General features: G+C 40.4%; 14 protein-coding genes. 2 read left to right on the forward strand and 12 right to left on the reverse strand.

Annotation, left to right across the window (positions count from 1 at the left end):
- Positions 1-660: 660 nt before the first annotated feature.
- Complete coding sequence (locus tag HJP15_RS20405; protein WP_170174513.1) at positions 661-2,262, forward strand: hypothetical protein; 1,602 nt, start codon at positions 661-663, stop codon at positions 2,260-2,262.
- Between the two features lie 123 nt (positions 2,263-2,385).
- Here HJP15_RS20405 and HJP15_RS20410 read toward each other — a convergent pair whose 3' ends face one another.
- From HJP15_RS20410 to HJP15_RS20465, 12 genes are all read right to left on the reverse strand, one after another.
- Positions 2,386-2,568 (reverse strand): DUF6435 family protein, encoded by a 183-nt coding sequence (locus HJP15_RS20410; protein ID WP_054206734.1) that lies wholly within the window; start codon positions 2,566-2,568, stop codon positions 2,386-2,388.
- 82 nt (positions 2,569-2,650) lie between these two features.
- Entirely contained in the window at positions 2,651-3,439 is a 789-nt protein-coding gene (locus HJP15_RS20415; protein WP_170174514.1) for a LytR/AlgR family response regulator transcription factor, read from the reverse strand.
- Positions 3,436-4,419, reverse strand: a complete 984-nt coding sequence (locus HJP15_RS20420) for a sensor histidine kinase (protein ID WP_170174515.1) — start codon at positions 4,417-4,419, stop codon at positions 3,436-3,438. Before HJP15_RS20420 ends, HJP15_RS20415 begins: the two co-directional genes overlap by 4 nt.
- A gap of 104 nt (positions 4,420-4,523) precedes the next feature.
- A complete protein-coding gene (locus tag HJP15_RS20425) occupies positions 4,524-6,377 on the reverse strand; it encodes a CIA30 family protein (RefSeq protein ID WP_170174516.1) in 1,854 nt (617 codons plus the stop codon).
- Between the two features lie 167 nt (positions 6,378-6,544).
- Positions 6,545-7,333, reverse strand: a complete 789-nt coding sequence (locus HJP15_RS20430; protein ID WP_170174517.1) for a sterol desaturase family protein — start codon at positions 7,331-7,333, stop codon at positions 6,545-6,547.
- Entirely contained in the window at positions 7,323-7,949 is a 627-nt protein-coding gene (locus tag HJP15_RS20435) for a CDP-alcohol phosphatidyltransferase family protein (RefSeq protein WP_170174518.1), read from the reverse strand. The genes HJP15_RS20430 and HJP15_RS20435 overlap by 11 nt, the downstream gene beginning before the upstream one ends.
- Positions 7,943-8,596, reverse strand: a complete 654-nt coding sequence (locus HJP15_RS20440) for an ATP-binding cassette domain-containing protein (protein ID WP_054206723.1) — start codon at positions 8,594-8,596, stop codon at positions 7,943-7,945. Before HJP15_RS20440 ends, HJP15_RS20435 begins: the two co-directional genes overlap by 7 nt.
- Position 8,597: 1 nt before the next feature.
- Positions 8,598-10,355: an ABC transporter permease gene (locus HJP15_RS20445; RefSeq protein ID WP_054206722.1), complete on the reverse strand. Its 1,758-nt coding sequence runs from the start codon at positions 10,353-10,355 to the stop codon at positions 8,598-8,600.
- Entirely contained in the window at positions 10,355-11,530 is a 1,176-nt protein-coding gene (locus tag HJP15_RS20450) for an ABC transporter substrate-binding protein (protein WP_405629809.1), read from the reverse strand. The genes HJP15_RS20445 and HJP15_RS20450 overlap by 1 nt, the downstream gene beginning before the upstream one ends.
- Positions 11,531-11,585: 55 nt before the next feature.
- Positions 11,586-12,350, reverse strand: coding sequence for a DUF547 domain-containing protein (locus tag HJP15_RS20455; RefSeq protein WP_502707002.1), 765 nt, complete (start codon positions 12,348-12,350; stop codon positions 11,586-11,588).
- Between the two features lie 37 nt (positions 12,351-12,387).
- A complete protein-coding gene (locus HJP15_RS20460) occupies positions 12,388-14,541 on the reverse strand; it encodes a dihydrolipoyl dehydrogenase family protein (RefSeq protein ID WP_170174521.1) in 2,154 nt (717 codons plus the stop codon).
- A gap of 11 nt (positions 14,542-14,552) precedes the next feature.
- Positions 14,553-16,883 carry a TonB-dependent receptor gene (locus HJP15_RS20465; RefSeq protein WP_170174522.1) on the reverse strand — a complete coding sequence of 777 codons (2,331 nt, stop codon included), beginning with the start codon at positions 16,881-16,883 and terminating at the stop codon, positions 14,553-14,555.
- A gap of 486 nt (positions 16,884-17,369) precedes the next feature.
- Between HJP15_RS20465 and HJP15_RS20470 the strand changes: the two genes are divergently transcribed.
- Entirely contained in the window at positions 17,370-17,786 is a 417-nt protein-coding gene (locus HJP15_RS20470; RefSeq protein ID WP_054206718.1) for a hypothetical protein, read from the forward strand.
- The last annotated feature ends 17 nt before the right edge of the window (positions 17,787-17,803 follow it).

The following is a 17,803-nucleotide window of genomic DNA, read 5'->3' on the forward strand; positions in this document are numbered from 1 at the left end:
AATGATCTTGTAGTGCATGACTACATCTCAACGTGCTTGCAACATATTGCAGAGCAGCCAAGTAACCTTGAGCCACTGCTACCTTGGAATATTAAGCAAGGCTAGGTGTCGTTAGCTATACGCTTACAAAGCACACTAATTTAGTCTTGTATGTTTATCATAAAAAGCCAATAGACTTAATGTTAAAGCCATTATTCCAAGCTGGCATAAGCTGGCATAAGCTGCGTAAAGGTACGTTACAGACGAAAAGTATGTACAGAGCGAAAAATTGCGTAAAGCAGAGCGTACTTTTTTAATCAAATGGTTGCGCAATACCGAGAACGTTTAAGGCGTATTGGTAGCCTGAGCCGGTATGGCATACGTTGATTTAATTCTAATGATGCTCGCATTTTGAGGTCACTTGGCTATATTCGCTTTGATTACAAATTATATGTTGTAACTATGGCTTAATGATGTAAAGTTTTAGCTGTATTTGTTAAATTATGTTTGTTTGTAATAATGTGTAATATTAAGCATGCAATAGAGTTGTTAATATATCCATTGCAAATGAATATATTGCCATTTCATTAATTTTAAAATATTTGTATTTAGCAGCAGTCTATTAATAATGATAATTTTATTAAAGATACGCTAATTGAAAAGGAATAAAAAGGACCCCCCATGCTTACTAATAAAAAAACGTTACTTGCTTTGTCTGTCGCTTCTGTTTTTGTTTTATCTGGTTGTAATGATAATGACAAAGATGTTGTTCCACCAGTTGTAGTGCCTCCTGTTGTTGTCGCGCCTGACGCGCCTACGGAGCTATCTGTTGTTGTTAATGCGAATGTTGTTGATTCAGTGACTAATAACGCTATTGCTGCAAAGGTTACATTTTTTGAAAATGGTGTGGCTTCTGAAAATATAGTTGATGTTGATGGTAATGAACTAACATCTGTTGACTTGGCTGATGGTAGCTTAGCGTTTACAGTTAAAGATGATGCAAATATCAGTGAAGTTACAGTCAATGTTTCTGCTGATGATTACATTGGTAAAAGCTTTATTGTTGACTTAACGACTGCAGAAGGCGTGATGAGCGTAAATGCTTTACTTGCCCTTGTTTCTGAGTCTGCTGATGGTATCTCTAATAAATCGGTAGTGTCTACTGTTGAAGCTGGTGGTACAACGTCAGCGGTAATTTCTGCTGCAACGGATCCTGGTAAATCAAGTGCATCAGCAAGCGTTCCTGCTGGCGTAATTTTATATGATGCGAGTGAACAACCAGTTTCAGGCGAAATTACGTTAAAAGTTAATGGCGCTGACTCATCTACTGGTGCGGCTTCATCAATTGTTCCAGCTGGTTTAAACGATGCAGATGCAACGTCAATTGTAAAATCAGTGGGTGTTGCAAATGTAACGATGGCTGATGGCACAGGCAAAAAAGTTAAAAAATTCTCAGACCCAATTACAGTATCAATGACTATTCCGGCGACGACCATGCTCAATGGTGAAGCTATTCAGCCGGGTGATATGCTAGGTCTTAAATCACACAATGAAGATACAGGTGTGTGGGCAAGTGAAACTAACAAAGTAGAAGTGGGTGCTTTAAACGCACAGACAAATACTTACACTGGTACTTTTAAAACAACGCATTTAACCTTTTTCGCCTCAACTGTAAGTGCTCCTATTTGTACTGACGGTATTGCAGTAAACTTAAGTGGTGATGCAGTGCCTGCATCAGGTTTGTATGTATCTATGAGCTCATCAGATGCAAGTGCTACAAGCTATTTAAGAGCCAATGCGGCGAGTAATGTTATTGTTTCACCATTAAATACAAAGCGCTTTGGCATTTCAGCAAATGCTAAAGCAACTGTAAAAGTATTTGATGTTAACGGAACACCTTGGTTTACTTCAGATGGCGAAGTTAATGTGTGTGGTGCCGCTGCAGTGGTACTGGCAAACCCAGCTACGTTAGTAAATGAAGACTTTGCAGTGACGGCTGCGTGCGCGAATGACACAACTAAAACGGTTGATATGAGTAATGCTGTTGTTAGTTATAGCTTAGCTGGTAAGGCTAAAACACTGGCTTCTGGTACTGCGGGCACATTCACACTTGCAGATTTAGTTGATGGCAGCACATACAATGTATTTGTTAATGCGCGTACTCCACTAGTTGGCGATACGACTAAAGCAACTACAACGATTACAGCCGATGGTACAGCTGAGTCTTTAGCACTTGAAGTGGTTTGTCAAACTACAACGGGTACTACTGGTTCAGGCAGCTAATACATTAATATAACTTTTAAAAGCCGCATTAATTGCGGCTTTTTAATGTCTGTCGTATATTAAAAATACGGGGCTAGTTAAAACGTACTTGTTTTATTTCTGATCTGTAATTTAGCTTAGTTATTATGCTTGTGTATTTTTTTGTTCTATTTCAATTATTTGTTTGTCTATTTGATCTGCTTCAAAAGTGAGTTGAGAATATGTGCGTATATCACCTTTGCGTTGAGCTTCCATCGCTTCTTTTAACTTAATCGAAAGAAGTTTATTTAATTTTTTGGTTGGATCTTTCTTAAATAGTGAAAACATAAATTGCTCTGTTAGTCTTTTATGTACATATATACGCTTTAACATGCATATTGGTTTACATTATGCTCAAATAACAGAGTGCTTAAATACGTAGTATGTGTTTTAGTTTATCAGCACCTGCGCGGCTAGTACTGAGCTCTGATTTTTCTTCATCATTAATAATCACCATGAGCTTGCCATTAAACCAACGTTGAATTTCTTTAATATGATCGATATTAACGAGGTAACTGCGATGAATACGAATAAAGCTTTGTGATGATAGAACTTGTTCTAACTGATCTAAGGTATCAGTTAAGTGATAAAATACCTCCCCATTCCAAGCTAAACTGTTTCCTTGTTCTGATTTTATAAATTTAATGTCTGCTGGTGATAAAAGAAATATTCTTTCGCCATTTTTACTGATCAATTTGTTGAGCTTATTTTCATTATGTGAAAATTGAGGCTGTACAGTTTGTTTATTTACATGCGCTACGGCGTGTTGTTGGTTCAGCTGGGCTTGTACTTTGGCGAGTGCTTTTTTCAATCGGGCAATAGGGAATGGCTTTAACAAATAATCTATTGAGGCATGTTCAAAAGCTGCAATTGCAAATTGATCGTACGCAGTCGTATAAATAATCATGGGTTGGTAGTTAAGTAAATCAACTAACTCTAAGCCATTGATTTCAGGCATTTGAATATCCAGTAATACAACGTCTGGGGTGAGTGAGTTGATCAGCGAAATAGCTTCTTTACCATTTGTAGCAACTCCAACCACGTCTATATTGTCCATTAAACTTAATTGATGGCTTAGCTTTTCACGTGCAGGGAGTTCATCATCTGCAAACACTAAGCGAATTTTTTCACTGTTTGCAGCGGGTGTATGTTTGCTCATAATGTTATATCCAATGTGATTACTGCACCATTATTATTACTTAGCATGACTTTACTATTACTTAATTGTTGAATACGTTGCTGCATGTTTTTCATTCCAACACCTTTGCCATAACCTTGTTGTAATACGTGTTGGTTAAAGCCTTTGCCATTATCGCTAATAATAATTTTTATGCCGTTATCAGTTGTAGATATAGCAATGTTTAGGATTAGTTTGGTTTGTTGGGCATTATGCTTAACGGCATTTTCAATAATGGGCTGAATAAGGAGTGGGGGTATTTTTATATTTTTAAGCGGCGTGGGGATGTTGTAGTTTATCTGGAGTTTTTCACCAAACCGTGCTTTTTCAATATTTAAATATTTCTCAATAATAGCAAGTTCTTGTTGCAGTGGGATAAATTGTTGCTCTGCGGTATCTAATGAGTAGCGCAAAATATCAGCTAGCTCGTGCAGTACTTCATCGGCTAAATCTGGGTTGGTATGAATATAAGCCGAAATAGTATTGAGACTGTTAAACATAAAGTGTGGATTTAGCTGATAGCGTAAGGTGGCTAATTGAGCTTGTTTGCGAGCGTGCTTTTCAGTTACCACCTTTTTTTTACTCTCTATATAAATCGTTGCAAGGTAAATGCCTGATCCCCAAAACAAGCCATTAAATATTACAAAAATTCCTAATGGTTGGTATTGGTCAAACAGGGTGGTTAACGTCAAGTCTGTGATGGTGTTACCTAGCGCCATAAATGAGGTTACAATTAACCATTCAAGTGCGAGCTTATTTATGTTTTTTGATCTTAAATAAAAAATTAAAATAGCCGCTGCCCAAACAGGTAACCAATAAAAGGTTACAAACCATACGAGTGCTGCAAGAGCAGTGTCGCCTGAAATAGGTGAAGAGGTTGCAATAGCAATACCTAATGCATAGGCGATATCAATGGCAAGTAATATAAAAAAGCTATATTTAAAAAAAGGCTGTTTAAACATTTTGGTCATTTTGTTTTTAAAGTTATATGGCAGTTTATACAAAACCAAAACAAAGGCTAATTTTGGTTTTAATAGTGTAAACTAGAGTTTAGGTTAAATGACTTTTAAAAGTACACGAGTTCTTTTATTTCAAGTGTGTTTTTTAAGATGTCGTCACTGGCACCGGGCATTTTTCGCCACATTAAGTTAAAACCGGAGAGTTTAGTTGCTGACCATTTCACTTGATTACCAAAGCCAAATTGCTTGAAGTCACTAAATGGGATCTCAAGGGTCTTCCAGTCATTGCTAGGCATTAAAAGCGCAGAAAAGTTATCCCAGTCTTTTACTTCACTATGATAAATAGACAGTGCAAATGGGGTGCTCGACCCTTTATAAGTCAAGCGGATACCTTTGAATGTAGATGCATCAACTAGTTGCGGGTATTTTATTTCAGCGCCCGCCCATGCACCAAAGTTAGTTGCCTTAGCAACTGCTGTGTTAATTGTTAAGCTTTGTTTTTCTGACTTTAGTTCAACGGATGATTGTCCGCCCATTACTTTGTCGCTTAATGCTTGCCATGGTGACTCTCCAATAAAGTCGTCTATCATTATGTGTGCTTTACGGCTTGTAATTGTTGGGTTACAGGCTGGGCCTTGTGGCTCTATGGTTTTATTTTCAGCTATTAATTTTGAACGATCGATTCTTTGTCCTGATTTAAATACCTCTGCAATGTTATGAAGCGATTTAAGATCAACGAGTGGATTTTGTGCGAGCAATATAAAACTGGCTTCATATCCTGGTGCTAATTTACCAATATGGGCGCCTTGGTTTATTGCTTGAGCACCATTGAGCGTCGCCGCATTAATTATTTGGTCATTTGATAGCCCTGCTTTTTTGAGCGCATCTAGCTCATTGTGAAGCCCTGTGCCGTGTAATGTGTACGGATTACCCGCATCTGATCCTGTGCCAATAACAACGCCTGCTTGATGGAGCTTTTTAATATTGGCGTAGGCCGTATTTCGAGCTTGCCATGCATTGTCTGTCCACTTAGACGGGGCTGGTACTTTTTCAAATAAACATTTTTGTAATTTAGCGGGCACTGTTCTTAGTAATTGGCTTTGTGAACTTACTCCATGGTTATGTTTTTCGTCACTGTGATTATGATACACAGCCAGTGTTGGTATATAAGTTACTCTGTGGTGCTTCATTAAGGTAATAAATTCTTCATCAATGGCTTCATTATTAATCCCATGAGCAAGTGCCGTAGCGCCTGCTTTGATAGCGCGTTTACCATCAAGTAACGTTGATACATGCACAAAATAAGGTAAATTAGCGGCTTTTGAACGTTTGCCAAGTTCAGTGAGTTGGCTGTCAGTTAACGATTTTCCCATACCACCGAATGTTTCAATAACGGCTTTAGTAATATGTGGGTTAGTGGCTATATGCTTGTTCCATAATGTATCAATATCTTCATCTTTTGTAATTTCGTACACACTGCCACCAAATTGGGTGCCATGCCCGCCAGGATTGGTGAATAACGTACCAGCATAAAATAAGTTAGGCGTTACGTGTGTCGCTTTTAATTGTGCAGCTTCATCAAGGGTTTGCTTAAATGAAAACAAATCGACTATGTTTGTGACGCCTAAATAAAGATTTGAATTAAAATGCGACTTAACAGGCAAGTATTGAAACTCAGAGAAGTTGCTGCCTGACGAGCCCAAATGAACATGTAAATCAATTAGTCCTGGCAGTGCAAATTGGTTGTTAGCGTTTATAGTGGCATCTGCTTTTTGCTTAGTATCAGTTGCTTTAGTGATAGTAACTATTTTTCCGTTTTCTATATAAAGCGTGCTTGGGGGTGAAAAATTAGCAGTACTATTTTGATATAGACGAATATTATCTACACGTAAATCAATTGCGTGTGCATTAAACTGGCTCAATAAACTCAAGGTGATGGCTGTTTTAGTGATTACTTTCATTATTATATTCCTTATTAAACTGTGTACGGTGTAACGTGCTGTTGATAGGGAATGTAGGAGATTTTATTCGTGTGTTCAGCACCATTCGCGTGAACCGACATGATTTAAGGTTGAACCGACATAAACGAATAAATAACCCAAGGACTGGATAAAGAAACTATCAGTCGTTACTTTTTGAATGGCATGACTATTAATGAGACTAAACGTGAGTGTGAGTTTGATGTACTAAATTCTTTTAAGCCAATGTTAAGAGTATCATCACTTAGTTTTGCATAGGGCGTATAACTGCCAAATAGGCGATCCCACCACGTTACACTAAAACCAAAGTTACTGTTGGTTTCAGTCACAGTTTGGCTGTGGTGAATACGATGTAATTGCTGGGTAATAAGTACATACCGCAGTACACGTTCCACTTTATTTGGCAGGCTAATATTCGCGTGGTTAAATAATGCTAAGCCATTGAGGGCAATTTCAAATATTAATACCGCTAATGCTGGCACGCCTAATAGGACTACAATAATCAGTTTGATTATAATACTTAAAATAATCTCAAGCGGGTGAAAGCGCAGGCCTGTACTAGTATCAACATGAGGGTCTGCGTGGTGAACGCGGTGCAAGCGCCACAGTAGCGGCACTTTATGAAATAACCGATGTTGCCAATAAATAACGATATCGAGGAGCAGTAAACTCAAAACTACCGCCAGCCACAAAGGCAACATAAATTGATTAAATACACCAATTGTGTGTTGTTGGCAATAAAGCGCGACGCTGGTTAAACCTATAGGAATGGTTAGTCGAGCTAGTACTGAAGCCAGTACGACTAGCGAAAAATTTGCAAACCAACGTTTACGTGCCGCTACAGGTGATGTGCGCGCAGGGCTAATTGCTTCTACTATCATCATAACTGTCAAAATAGTAAGGAAAGCGCCTAATCGCCACAGTGCTTCATTCGTCATTATTTATTTGCCTTAAAGTATGATAACCACCATGAATACGCGTAAAAATAGTGATACTGCCAAGTACTGCAAAACTATATGCAAGCAAGCTAAAGTGCTGCGGCCAAATACAAAACGCGACGAAAAATGCGATGGTTTCAGTGCCTTCAGTTAAGCCGTTTAAATAGTAAAAGCTTTTATATTTAAACTGAGGTTTAGCTAAGCTAAATTTTTCAGCGGCAATGGCAAAGGCTAAAAAGCTTGATCCTGTGCCAATAAAAACCAGCAATAATGCGGCTGCGGCAACAGCATTTTGTGCGGGATCGGCTAAAGCAAAACCTAGTACAATCGCGCCGTAGAATAAAAAGTCGAGGCAAATATCTAAAAACCCACCCGCTGATGAACTTTGCTGTTGATGACGCGCAAGTGCACCATCTAAACCATCAAACACGCGATTTAAAATGATCACCACTAAAGCGCCATAATAAAATTCAAACGCGAGTAATGGTAAGGCAAACATACCAATAATAAAGCCAATAACAGTGAGCTTATCGGCATTGAGGCCACACTTATCCAGTATTATAACCACAGGTTTTAAAAGTGGTTTTATAGCAGGTGTAATAAATTTATCTAACATGTTGTTTCCTGAATATGTGCGCTGAGAGTAATTACTTTCCCCCCAGCAGCATGTGCATCGCTGTCATCATGGGTGACCATTACTGCGGGAAGTTGGCGTTGACGAATTTGCTCAAATACCAGCTCGCGGGTATCTTTTCGCAGTGTTGCATCAAGTTTACTAAACGGTTCATCAAGTAAAATTGCTTTTGGCTCGCTCAGTAATACACGTAAAAGCGCAACCCTTGCTTGTTGCCCGCCTGATAAACTATGTGGGTGGCGTGCTGCCATGCCCTCTAATCCTAGTTGTGTTAGCGAGTCGTTGATTTTTTCTATACGCTGCTTTTTATTCCCTTTAGGCATCGCAAAGGCAATGTTATCAGCTACATTTAAGTGCGGAAATAATAAAGGATCTTGATACAGTAACCCCACATGACGTTGATGGCTGGCTAACTGAGTAATGTTTTGTTCGTTTAAAAGCAAGGTCCCCTGTGCGCTAAAACCATGTGGCAGCATGCCAGTTAACCAATTTAGTAACGTTGATTTACCACTGCCTGATGGACCCATAATACTGAGAACTTCACCGCCTTTAATGCGTTCATTTAAGGAGATAAGTTGCGTTTTTTCTCGCCAAATAGTGAGGTTTTTTATATTAAGTGACGAATGCATATTAGGCCTTAGATTGTTGTTTTAAGGTTGGGTGTTGAAGTTTATGCGGGGATGCAGTTTGTTTTGCAAAAACGAGCTTAGGGATAAACCAAGCTAGAAAAAACGCAATAGCAGGTAACAACATTTGCATTAATGCATAAACGGCACTCACTCGACGACTTGCACCACCTGCAAGGGCGACGGCTTCGGTGGTAATGGTGTTAATACGCCCACCGCCGCTGAGTAACGTGGGTAAATATTGACTAAAACTAACCGCTAAGCCAAGTGCGAATGCAATCAGGATAGGCGCTAATAATTGTGGTAGTTTTACCCGTAAAAACACCTTGCTGGGTGTGGCTCCTAGGCTTGCCGCAAGGTGAGAAAAACGAGGGTCTAAACGTCGGTAACTACTTGCTAATGATAAAAACACATAGGGCAGTACAAATAATAAATGCCCAAATATCACATTAAAATACGCATGATGGCTACCAACTTGCTCCTGCAACCAGACTAAGCCGAATAAAAACGCAATGCTTGGGATCAGCATAGGTAAATAAATTAGCAAACTGGCAAAATTGGATAAATTACGCGTACGCAATTGTTCTGCCTCTAAGGTAAATAAGGTCAAAATAACAGCCACTAAGGTAGCAACAAACCCGATAACAACCGTGTTAAGTAAAGGTGTTTGCATTTGTTGTAAAGCATGCTGCCAATGCAGTAACACAAATTGTGATGGCAACGCATCAGGAAAACGCCAATACCCCGCAAATGACCATAGAATGAGCCCCGCTAATGAGAGCATAATTATACTGAGCAAAATAAACGTTAATACCTGAGTAAAACGCTGAATAAGTTGCCCAGCATATTCGCGTCTGCCGTTGATTAAGCTGCCATGGCTAAACTTTTTTGTGAGCTTTTCAAGTAGCCACCAGCTGAGTAACAAGCCCATGGTCAACAGTAATTGCATGATTGCTCCCGCAGAGGCTTGAATGCGCAAGGTTAAATCAACATCGTTAAACCAGTGCATAATAGCAACCGCGAGTGTAGGAGGCGCATTTGGACCAAGGATCAGCGGTATTTCAACACTGGCACTGGCATAAGCAAGTACGGCTAAAATTGGTAAGCGTAAAAATGGGTATAGGTTAGGTAATACTACTTTAAAGAAAGCGGTCATTGGGCAATAACCTAAACTCAAAGCGACTTTATGTTGGGCTCGTAGTTTTGCACCTAAATCGGCTTGGGCAAGGGCACCTAGCGCCATCAGTAATAAAAAAGGTAGCTCTTTTAACGTTAAGCCTAGCACCATACTTATCCCCCATGAATCGTGTGGAAACATCCAGTCAGGTGGGCTGTCCCATTGACTAAGCCAAGGAGAAAATAAGCGCGAAATCATGCCTGATGGGGTGATCAAAAAGCTAATTGCAATTGCCGCGGCGGCATGGGGGATCACTAAAATAGGCCCCAATAAACGCTGTATACGATAAAGCCAAGGGCTATTAAAATAACAGGCTAAAATTAATACGGTAATAATAAATGCCAATAACGTGCTAACAAGACTGCTAATCGCACTCAGTAGCAGCATGTTTGCAAAACCAGCGGTATTAAATAGCGAATAAAAACCGCGAAGGGTAAACGTGGTTTTATCAAGTGCAGGGATATAGCCAAACGCGGGTAATAATACACCAATTAGTCCACCTACAACTGGGATCACTAATAGCGCCATTAATAGCGTTGGGGTTAATTTTATGCTCCGAGTAAATATATCACGCGCGTGTATCATTATTGCGCTCCATATCGTTCAAGCCATTGTTGCTCAATTACTTTTACCCAACTTGGGTGAGGCTCTGCAAGGGCTGGGCTATTATGGTTTGGCGCTAAACTGCTTGGGTGCGGGTTTGATAATTGGAATTGAGTTACTTGATCTGCAGCTAAAATAGATAAATCCAATACGGTATTATCACCCCAAGTAGTTGGGCGTTGCTTTTTAGCTTGTGCATTTACGCTGAGCATGAAATTAGCGACCAACTTAGCACTGTCTGTATGCGCTGCATTGTAAGGTATAGCAACAAAGTGAATATTACTGAGGCTACCATCACTCATAGCATAACTGCGAATGCTGGTGGGGAGATCAAAGCGGGTGACAGCAGCAGGGACTTCGGGCGCTGAGAATGTCATGGCAAGGCTCAATTCAGTATCACCCATTAAACGTCTAAGTGCGGTGCTGCTAGAGACAAAATGCTGGCCTGCACGCCATAAATTAGGGTGTAGTGTATCTAAAAACTGCCATAATTTAGGCAATAATAAAGCGCTGTTTTGCTTTGTAACAGGTTGATAAAGCTTCGCTTGTAGTGATGCTGGCGTTAAACTAATCAGTGCATACTTTAAAAAGCTTACGCCAATAAAATCAGGCGGTTTGGGATAAGTAAATCGACCTTTATGTTGTGTGCTCCAAGTAAGTAATTGCGTGAGAGTTTTAGGTGGCGAAGTTATTGCAACGCTGTCGTAGTAAAAAGTAAGTGCAGCTTGCCCCCACGGTGATTCCATGCCTTGAGTTGGCACGCCAAAGTCTAAACTCATCGCTGGGTTTTTTGCGGGATTAGTTAATGAAAAATTAGGTAATTTAGTGGCCCAATTAGGCGTTAGTAAACCGTGCTTTGCCATTGCCGCAAAATTTGCACCGTTGATCCAAATAAGATCGACTTTTCCTTCGCTGTGATTACCTGCTGATTTTTCAGCTAAAACGCGGCTTACAGCTTCACTGGTATCGGTGAGTTTGATATGGTGTAGATCAATATTATATTGCTGCTTAACTTGCTGTTCAAGCCACTGAATATAGGCATTTATTTGTGGGTCGCCACCCCAAGCATGAAAATATACACTGTGGTTTTGGCCGTTATCGAGTACAGTTTGCCAATTTTTTGCAGCGCTGTTTGATGAAAATATAAAACTAAGCATAGCAATAAATACCAAGGCGTAGTGTTTAATACGCTTTGGTTGTAATAACAGATAATTACTGGTTGTCATTCAATGCCCAGTTGTAATCTAAAAATTTCACTTTCATGGTGTTACTTTTAAGTTTTGCTTGTTGACTTGGCGTTAAGTTTAGCGCATCTGGGTATAATAAGATAAATGCTTGTAATGATTGCGTATCACGAAAGCTATTTTCAAAATCATCTTGGTACCATTTAAAAATAGAAGATAAATAAAGCGTGTTATCTTTTACATAGTTACGGGTTATATCAGCTAAAAATCGCTGAGTTTGTTGCTCAAGTTGAGTATCAAGTTTAGCGGCAGTATACGCTTCTTCGCGCAGTGCCGGGCAGCCGATGCTGGCACAATTAACCGCAAAGTGGATGCGCGGTTCGTTGTATTTACCACTGCCACGAATAAGCGTATGTTCAATATTATCAAGGCTACGGGTTTCGCCTAATAATGGCACAAACTCCTTGCTCCACGGGGAACTAAAAAAACTCCCTAAGTCTTTAATTGATTCAATGTTTGGGTATTCAGTTAGAATCAATTCGACCGTCCATGCGTTGTATGCGTTGATCAAAAAAGCTAACTGCTGCGCATTATCCCATTGTTCAAATTGCGCCTGGGTAACATCGCTAAGGGTACTCAAGTAACCTTTTAGTTGTGCATGTTGCTTTTTAAATGCGCTGTAATCTACTGCTGTACTAACGCCGTGGTTAATCGATTTTACGTGGCTGCTGAGCAGTTGCTGCCAAGGCTGATGAAGTGAATCATCAGCTTTAGCATGCGTTATAAATAGCAGACTCGTTAATACAATAAAAAATAACGATTTCAAAATACTACCCTCGACGCCATGTATGGTATTTCTCAAGCCAATTAAGTACCGTTTGCGGTGCGTGGGCGCGTTTCCACTCTCCTGCGGCGTATTTGTTGCCCTCAGCCCAGGTTGGGTAGCTGTGAATAGTGCCTAAAATTTTATTAAGGCCTAAACCATGTTTCATCGCCAGTACAAACTCAGCAATTAAATCGCCAGCGTGCTCAGAGACCACAGTAACGCCGAGTATTTTGTCTTTACCCTTTGGTGTGATCACTTTAATAAAGCCTTGCGTGGCACTGTCGGTAATTGCGCGGTCAAGCTCTTTAAATTCAAAGCGGGTGATTTCATAATCAATACCTTGGTCAATCGCATCTTGCTCGTTTATACCCACGCGGGCGACTTCAGGGTCAATAAAGGTAGTCCATGGGATCACGCGGTAGTCCACTTTAAACTTCTTCAAATTCCCAAATAAGCCGTTGACTGCGGCGTACCACCCTTGATGGGCGGCTACATGGGTAAATTGATACGGGCCGACAATATCGCCAGCCGCAAAAATATTAGGGTAAAGGGTTTCTAAGTACTCATTGGTCACGATAGTGCGGTTGGTTTCAATGCCTAATTCTTCAAGACCATAACCGCTTAAACGGGCGCTGCGTCCAACGGCACACAGTAGCTCATCGTATTCAATTTCGAGCTCTTGCTCAGCATGCTTAACAATAATGAATTTCTGCTCGCCGCGTTTTTCACAACGTAATGCTTGGTGATTAGTTAATACATTCACACCACTTGCTTTAAGGGCGTGTGTTGCAAACTCTGATACTTCGCTATCTTCTTTGATCATCACGCGATCAGCCATTTCGATTTGTGTTACTGATGAGCCTAATCGTGCAAAGCTTTGCGCAAGCTCGGAGCCAATAGGCCCGCCGCCTAACACCACGAGTTTTTTAGGTGCTTCATCAAGCTCGGCAAATTTGCTCCATAACGTATCGCTTGTGACATAACCTGCATCTTCAATGCCTGGCAGTGGCGGCACAAATGGGCGTGCGCCTGTGGCGATTACAATGGTGCGAGCAGTAAGAGTTTGTGTGCCACCATTGTTGAGTTTAATCTCAACGGTCCAAGGGTCAGTAATTTTTGCGTAGCCTTTAAGTACTTCTACTCCTAAATTTGTGTAACGTTCAACACTGTCGTGTGGGGCAATATCAGCAATCACTTGATGCACACGTGCCATTACTTTTTTAAACGAAAATTGCGGTGTGCTATTTTCTAGGCCGTACTTATCGGCGTGCTTAATTTGCTCCGCGATTTTGGCGCTTTTGATAATTGCTTTACTGGGTACACAGCCGTAATTTAAGCAATCACCGCCCATTTCGCCCGCTTCAATTAAGGTCACTTTCGCTTTAACAGCAGCGGCAATGTAACTTGTCACTAAGCCACCAGCACCACCACCAATAACTATCATGTTACGGTCAAATTGTTTAGGTTTAGTATAGTTTTTATAAACACGGCGCTTTTTAATCGTGTTGAGGATTGCTTTCGCTATTAATGGGAATATGCCAAGCAACACAAATGATAAGATCAAGTTAAGCGATAAAATGCCCGATAAACTGTCAATTTGTGCCAGTTGAGTGCCTGCATTAACAAACACAAAAGTACCTGCCAGCATACCAATTTGGCTTACCCAGTAAAAAGTCCATGACTTGATTGACGTAACCCCCATTAATAAGTTAATTAAAAAGAACGGGAATACCGGCACTAAACGTAAGGTAAATAAGTAAAAACTGCCTTCTTTTTCAACGCCAGCATCAATTGCGGCTAAACGCTCAGGAAAACGCTTTTTAATCGCATCACGTAATAAGTAACGCGATACTAAAAAGGCTAATGTGGCGCCAATGGTTGAGGCAAATGAGGCAACTAATAAGCCTTCAACTAAGCCAAATAAAGCACCTGCTGCAAGGGTTAAAATAGCCGCCCCTGGTAGCGATAGGGCTGTTACGATAACGTATAATAGAAAGAATCCACCAATGACTAATAAAGGGGATTGCTCTTTGTATTGGTTAAATTGATCCATTGATCCTTTTAACCCATCAAGTGTTAAAAGCTGATGTAAATCAAAGTGAAAAAACAGCCCAATGGTGAGCAAAGCAACAATAAGTAATGTAATTTTTTTAAACATAGGGTTCGCTCTTAAAAGCTGTGCTGAAATGTCAGCTTGGCATTAATTGGTAGCTCAGGAAATACTAAGGTCGAGCCAAAGTAACCGCCCTCAAACACGGGTCGCCAGTTGTCTTGATTTGTAACGTTGTTAATATCTAATCGCAGCTTTGTTTGCTCAGTAAAGTCATAACTTGTATTGATATTTAATGTGTATTGATCACGAATATTAACGGTTGCTAAGAAATCAAGCGGGTAGCTTTTTGTATAAATACCACCAAAGCCAATTTGCCAATTGCTTAAGATAGACCAGCCTCCATTAATACTCACGGATTGCTCTGGAATGCCTTGTACTCGCTGCGTTGAAGGCGCAAATGCAGTAAAACTGGGTGCGCCAACACTTGTACCATTGATGATGTCTGGGCGTGAATTATCAAAGGCGTCGGCCACTTGACTTGAGTCTTGGCTACTCGCTGAATTATCATAGCGAGCATCAATATAGCTATAGCCTGCACTTAACCAATAAGGGGATGCATCATAAAATAACTGGGTTTCAAAACCTTGAGTGCGAATGCCAGTATTACTACCATCACGGTTTCGTAAACTACGACGCTGATTAAATACCGCACCGTCAATATACCATGGGCTATCCTCTGGCGCGTATTTTACACCCACTTCAAGCAATGTGTTGTCGGTTGCAAAGTTTTGCTCGCTAATTTTGTTATCACTGCCAAGCGTGTGACCACCTGCCATACTGTTTGACGTAGCTTGATTATAACTGCCGGCAATATAGCCTGTAGTGCTTGGGATAAATTTATAATTGATACTTGCCTGACCTGAATGCAGCGTTTCATAGATACTGTCTTGCGCGGCACTGTGTCCTTGTGGCGGGAGCGCATCTTTGGCTACTACATCATAATAATCTAGTCTATAGCCAATACTGGTGCGCAGTTTATTTGTCCATTGACTGTCGTGTTGAAATGCAACACCTGTTTGCCAGCTGGTTGAGTCAGTGGTGTCAGATAGTGAAAAATCACCATTGCCATCATTGTTTATATCGTATTGCGCACCAGGAGAGACAAAAACACCGGGGCGCAGTTCAACTAAACGTGCTTGCTGCTGTGCGGTTAAAGGAATGCGGCGATTTTCAAGTGGCCCAGTTAAATCAATCGGTAAATCGGCCTCAGTCGTAAATTGGCTATAGCCTTTTACTTTGTTATAACGTACATCAAATGCAAATACCGTTGTTTGTGAATCATTCCATTGATAACTCAGTTCGGTACGGTTTTGTGCTGTGTCTGCGCCATCAATAATTTCAACAAAGCTGTTTTTAGCGAGTGACTCGCGCTGTAAATGCTGAAAGTAAGTAATGTTTTTAAGCGTTGCTTGGTTGTTTAATTCACGTTTATAAATACTGTGAAATAAATACGTTGTGGCATTATTGATATTATCTGGATCGGTTAAAACTTGGTTTCTCGGGATCACAACTTGCCCCGTTGGTGACACAATAGCACCTGCACCAGGCACGTTACTGCCATTTGGCTGTATGCCTTGACCAGTAATATAAAGGCCATCATCAATTAATGCTTGAGTTGGCCTATTTATACCAGCGTTGTCGGTATAATCTACACTGTAAAGCTCAAAGTTGAGATCCCAGCTGCTTTTGTCATCTGGTAAAAAGCGCAGTGCAGCAAACAAACTATCACTTTCATATCCTGCGTAGTCGTAAAAGCTACCGTTATCGATATGTTCAGCACTGACTCTAAAGCCGCTCTGGCCTTCAACAATAGGCGCACTGTAATCAACTAGCGCCCGATATTGATCCCAACGTCCTGCTGACAGCTGAACTTTACCTTGCTGCTGATCAGTGCTGGCTGTTTTTGAGCGTAAATTTACAAATCCCCCGTTACGCTGACTACTACCAAAAAGTACCGGTGGCGCGCCTTTTACTATATCTATTTGTTCAATGGCATTAAATGAAACTGGGATCCCAAACCCATTATTCCCCGCTTGGCGGCGAACACCATCTTGAAATAATTCACCTAGTTGAGCGCGTAAAGTTGGCAAGCTTGGCGCGCCAAAGCCACTTGCAGAATAACTGTTTGGAGCCACTGCGAGCATGTCTTGTAGGGTCGTAATGTTAAGTTGTTCGATCATCGCACTCGAAATTGGTGTTACTGCACGTGCAATATCTGACAGCGCTAAATTATCACCAAACGGTCCATCAACGGTGCTATCTTTTGGTGAAAGACTATGAAGTTTCACCGCTTCACCAGATACTTGAATAACCTCAATAGGGTCATTAGTTTTTGCCAATGTTGAAAAGCTAAGGGAAATGCTAAGTGCTAAAAATGCGTATTTCAAAACTCTCTCGCTGTGGTTAAATATGTTATATACGATGGATTAGACCGTAAGGTTTTAAAAATACTTTCATTGATACTGATTAATTTAATTAGATACAGGATATTAGGGCGTGTTGACCTTTGTGGATTGAAATTTGTTCAATCTAGGGGCGGTTTAATCACGGCGCGAGGTTTGTAAACTAGCGGGCTCGATAACTGCTCCTGCATTATTCTACTGGTTCACATCCATGTGAGAATAAGTAAAAACCGAGCAAAGCTTGTGCGCCCTGCTCACACCCATTATCTTCATCCGTGTCTGTCTCTTGATCACAAGTTAGTATCCTGCTGCAGCGTTTTTAATAGCTCAGTAGCTTCAACCATATCCATTAGCCTATTCCAGCCTAGCCTGTAAGGCTCATAAAAAGTAAAAGTTATGCAATAAAACTTTAAAAAGACGGTCTTGTTAGATTCATTACTGAAATGACAACACTTAATTTAAGGAATTTAAATGTCTCACTCTTTCTCATCGGATTTAAAAAATCGCTTGCAATGGTCTCTTTTTTCATTACGTTTAGGCGTTTTTATTGTAATGCTTATGTGGACCTTGGATAAATTTGTAAACCCAGGGCACAGTGCACGTATATTTGAGCACTTTTATGGGATTAGCGGGTCAACTGATGTTGTCGCTTATATATTAGGGGCATTGCAATTGATTTTGGTTTTAGCTTTTATGGCCGGAATTAAAAAGCGTATTACTTATGGACTGATATTTTTAATGCATGGCGCATCAACACTTTCATCATACGGCCAATATATTGATGGTTTTAATAACTTACTATTCTTTGCTGCTTGGCCAATGTGGGCGGCATGTTTTGCGCTATATTTACTGCGTGATGAAGATGTAAAGTTTACAGTTAAATCATAATTTAACTGTAAACACAA

Source organism: Pseudoalteromonas sp. NEC-BIFX-2020_002, from assembly GCF_013002825.1.
GTDB classification, from domain to species: Bacteria; Pseudomonadota; Gammaproteobacteria; order Enterobacterales; family Alteromonadaceae; genus Pseudoalteromonas; species Pseudoalteromonas neustonica.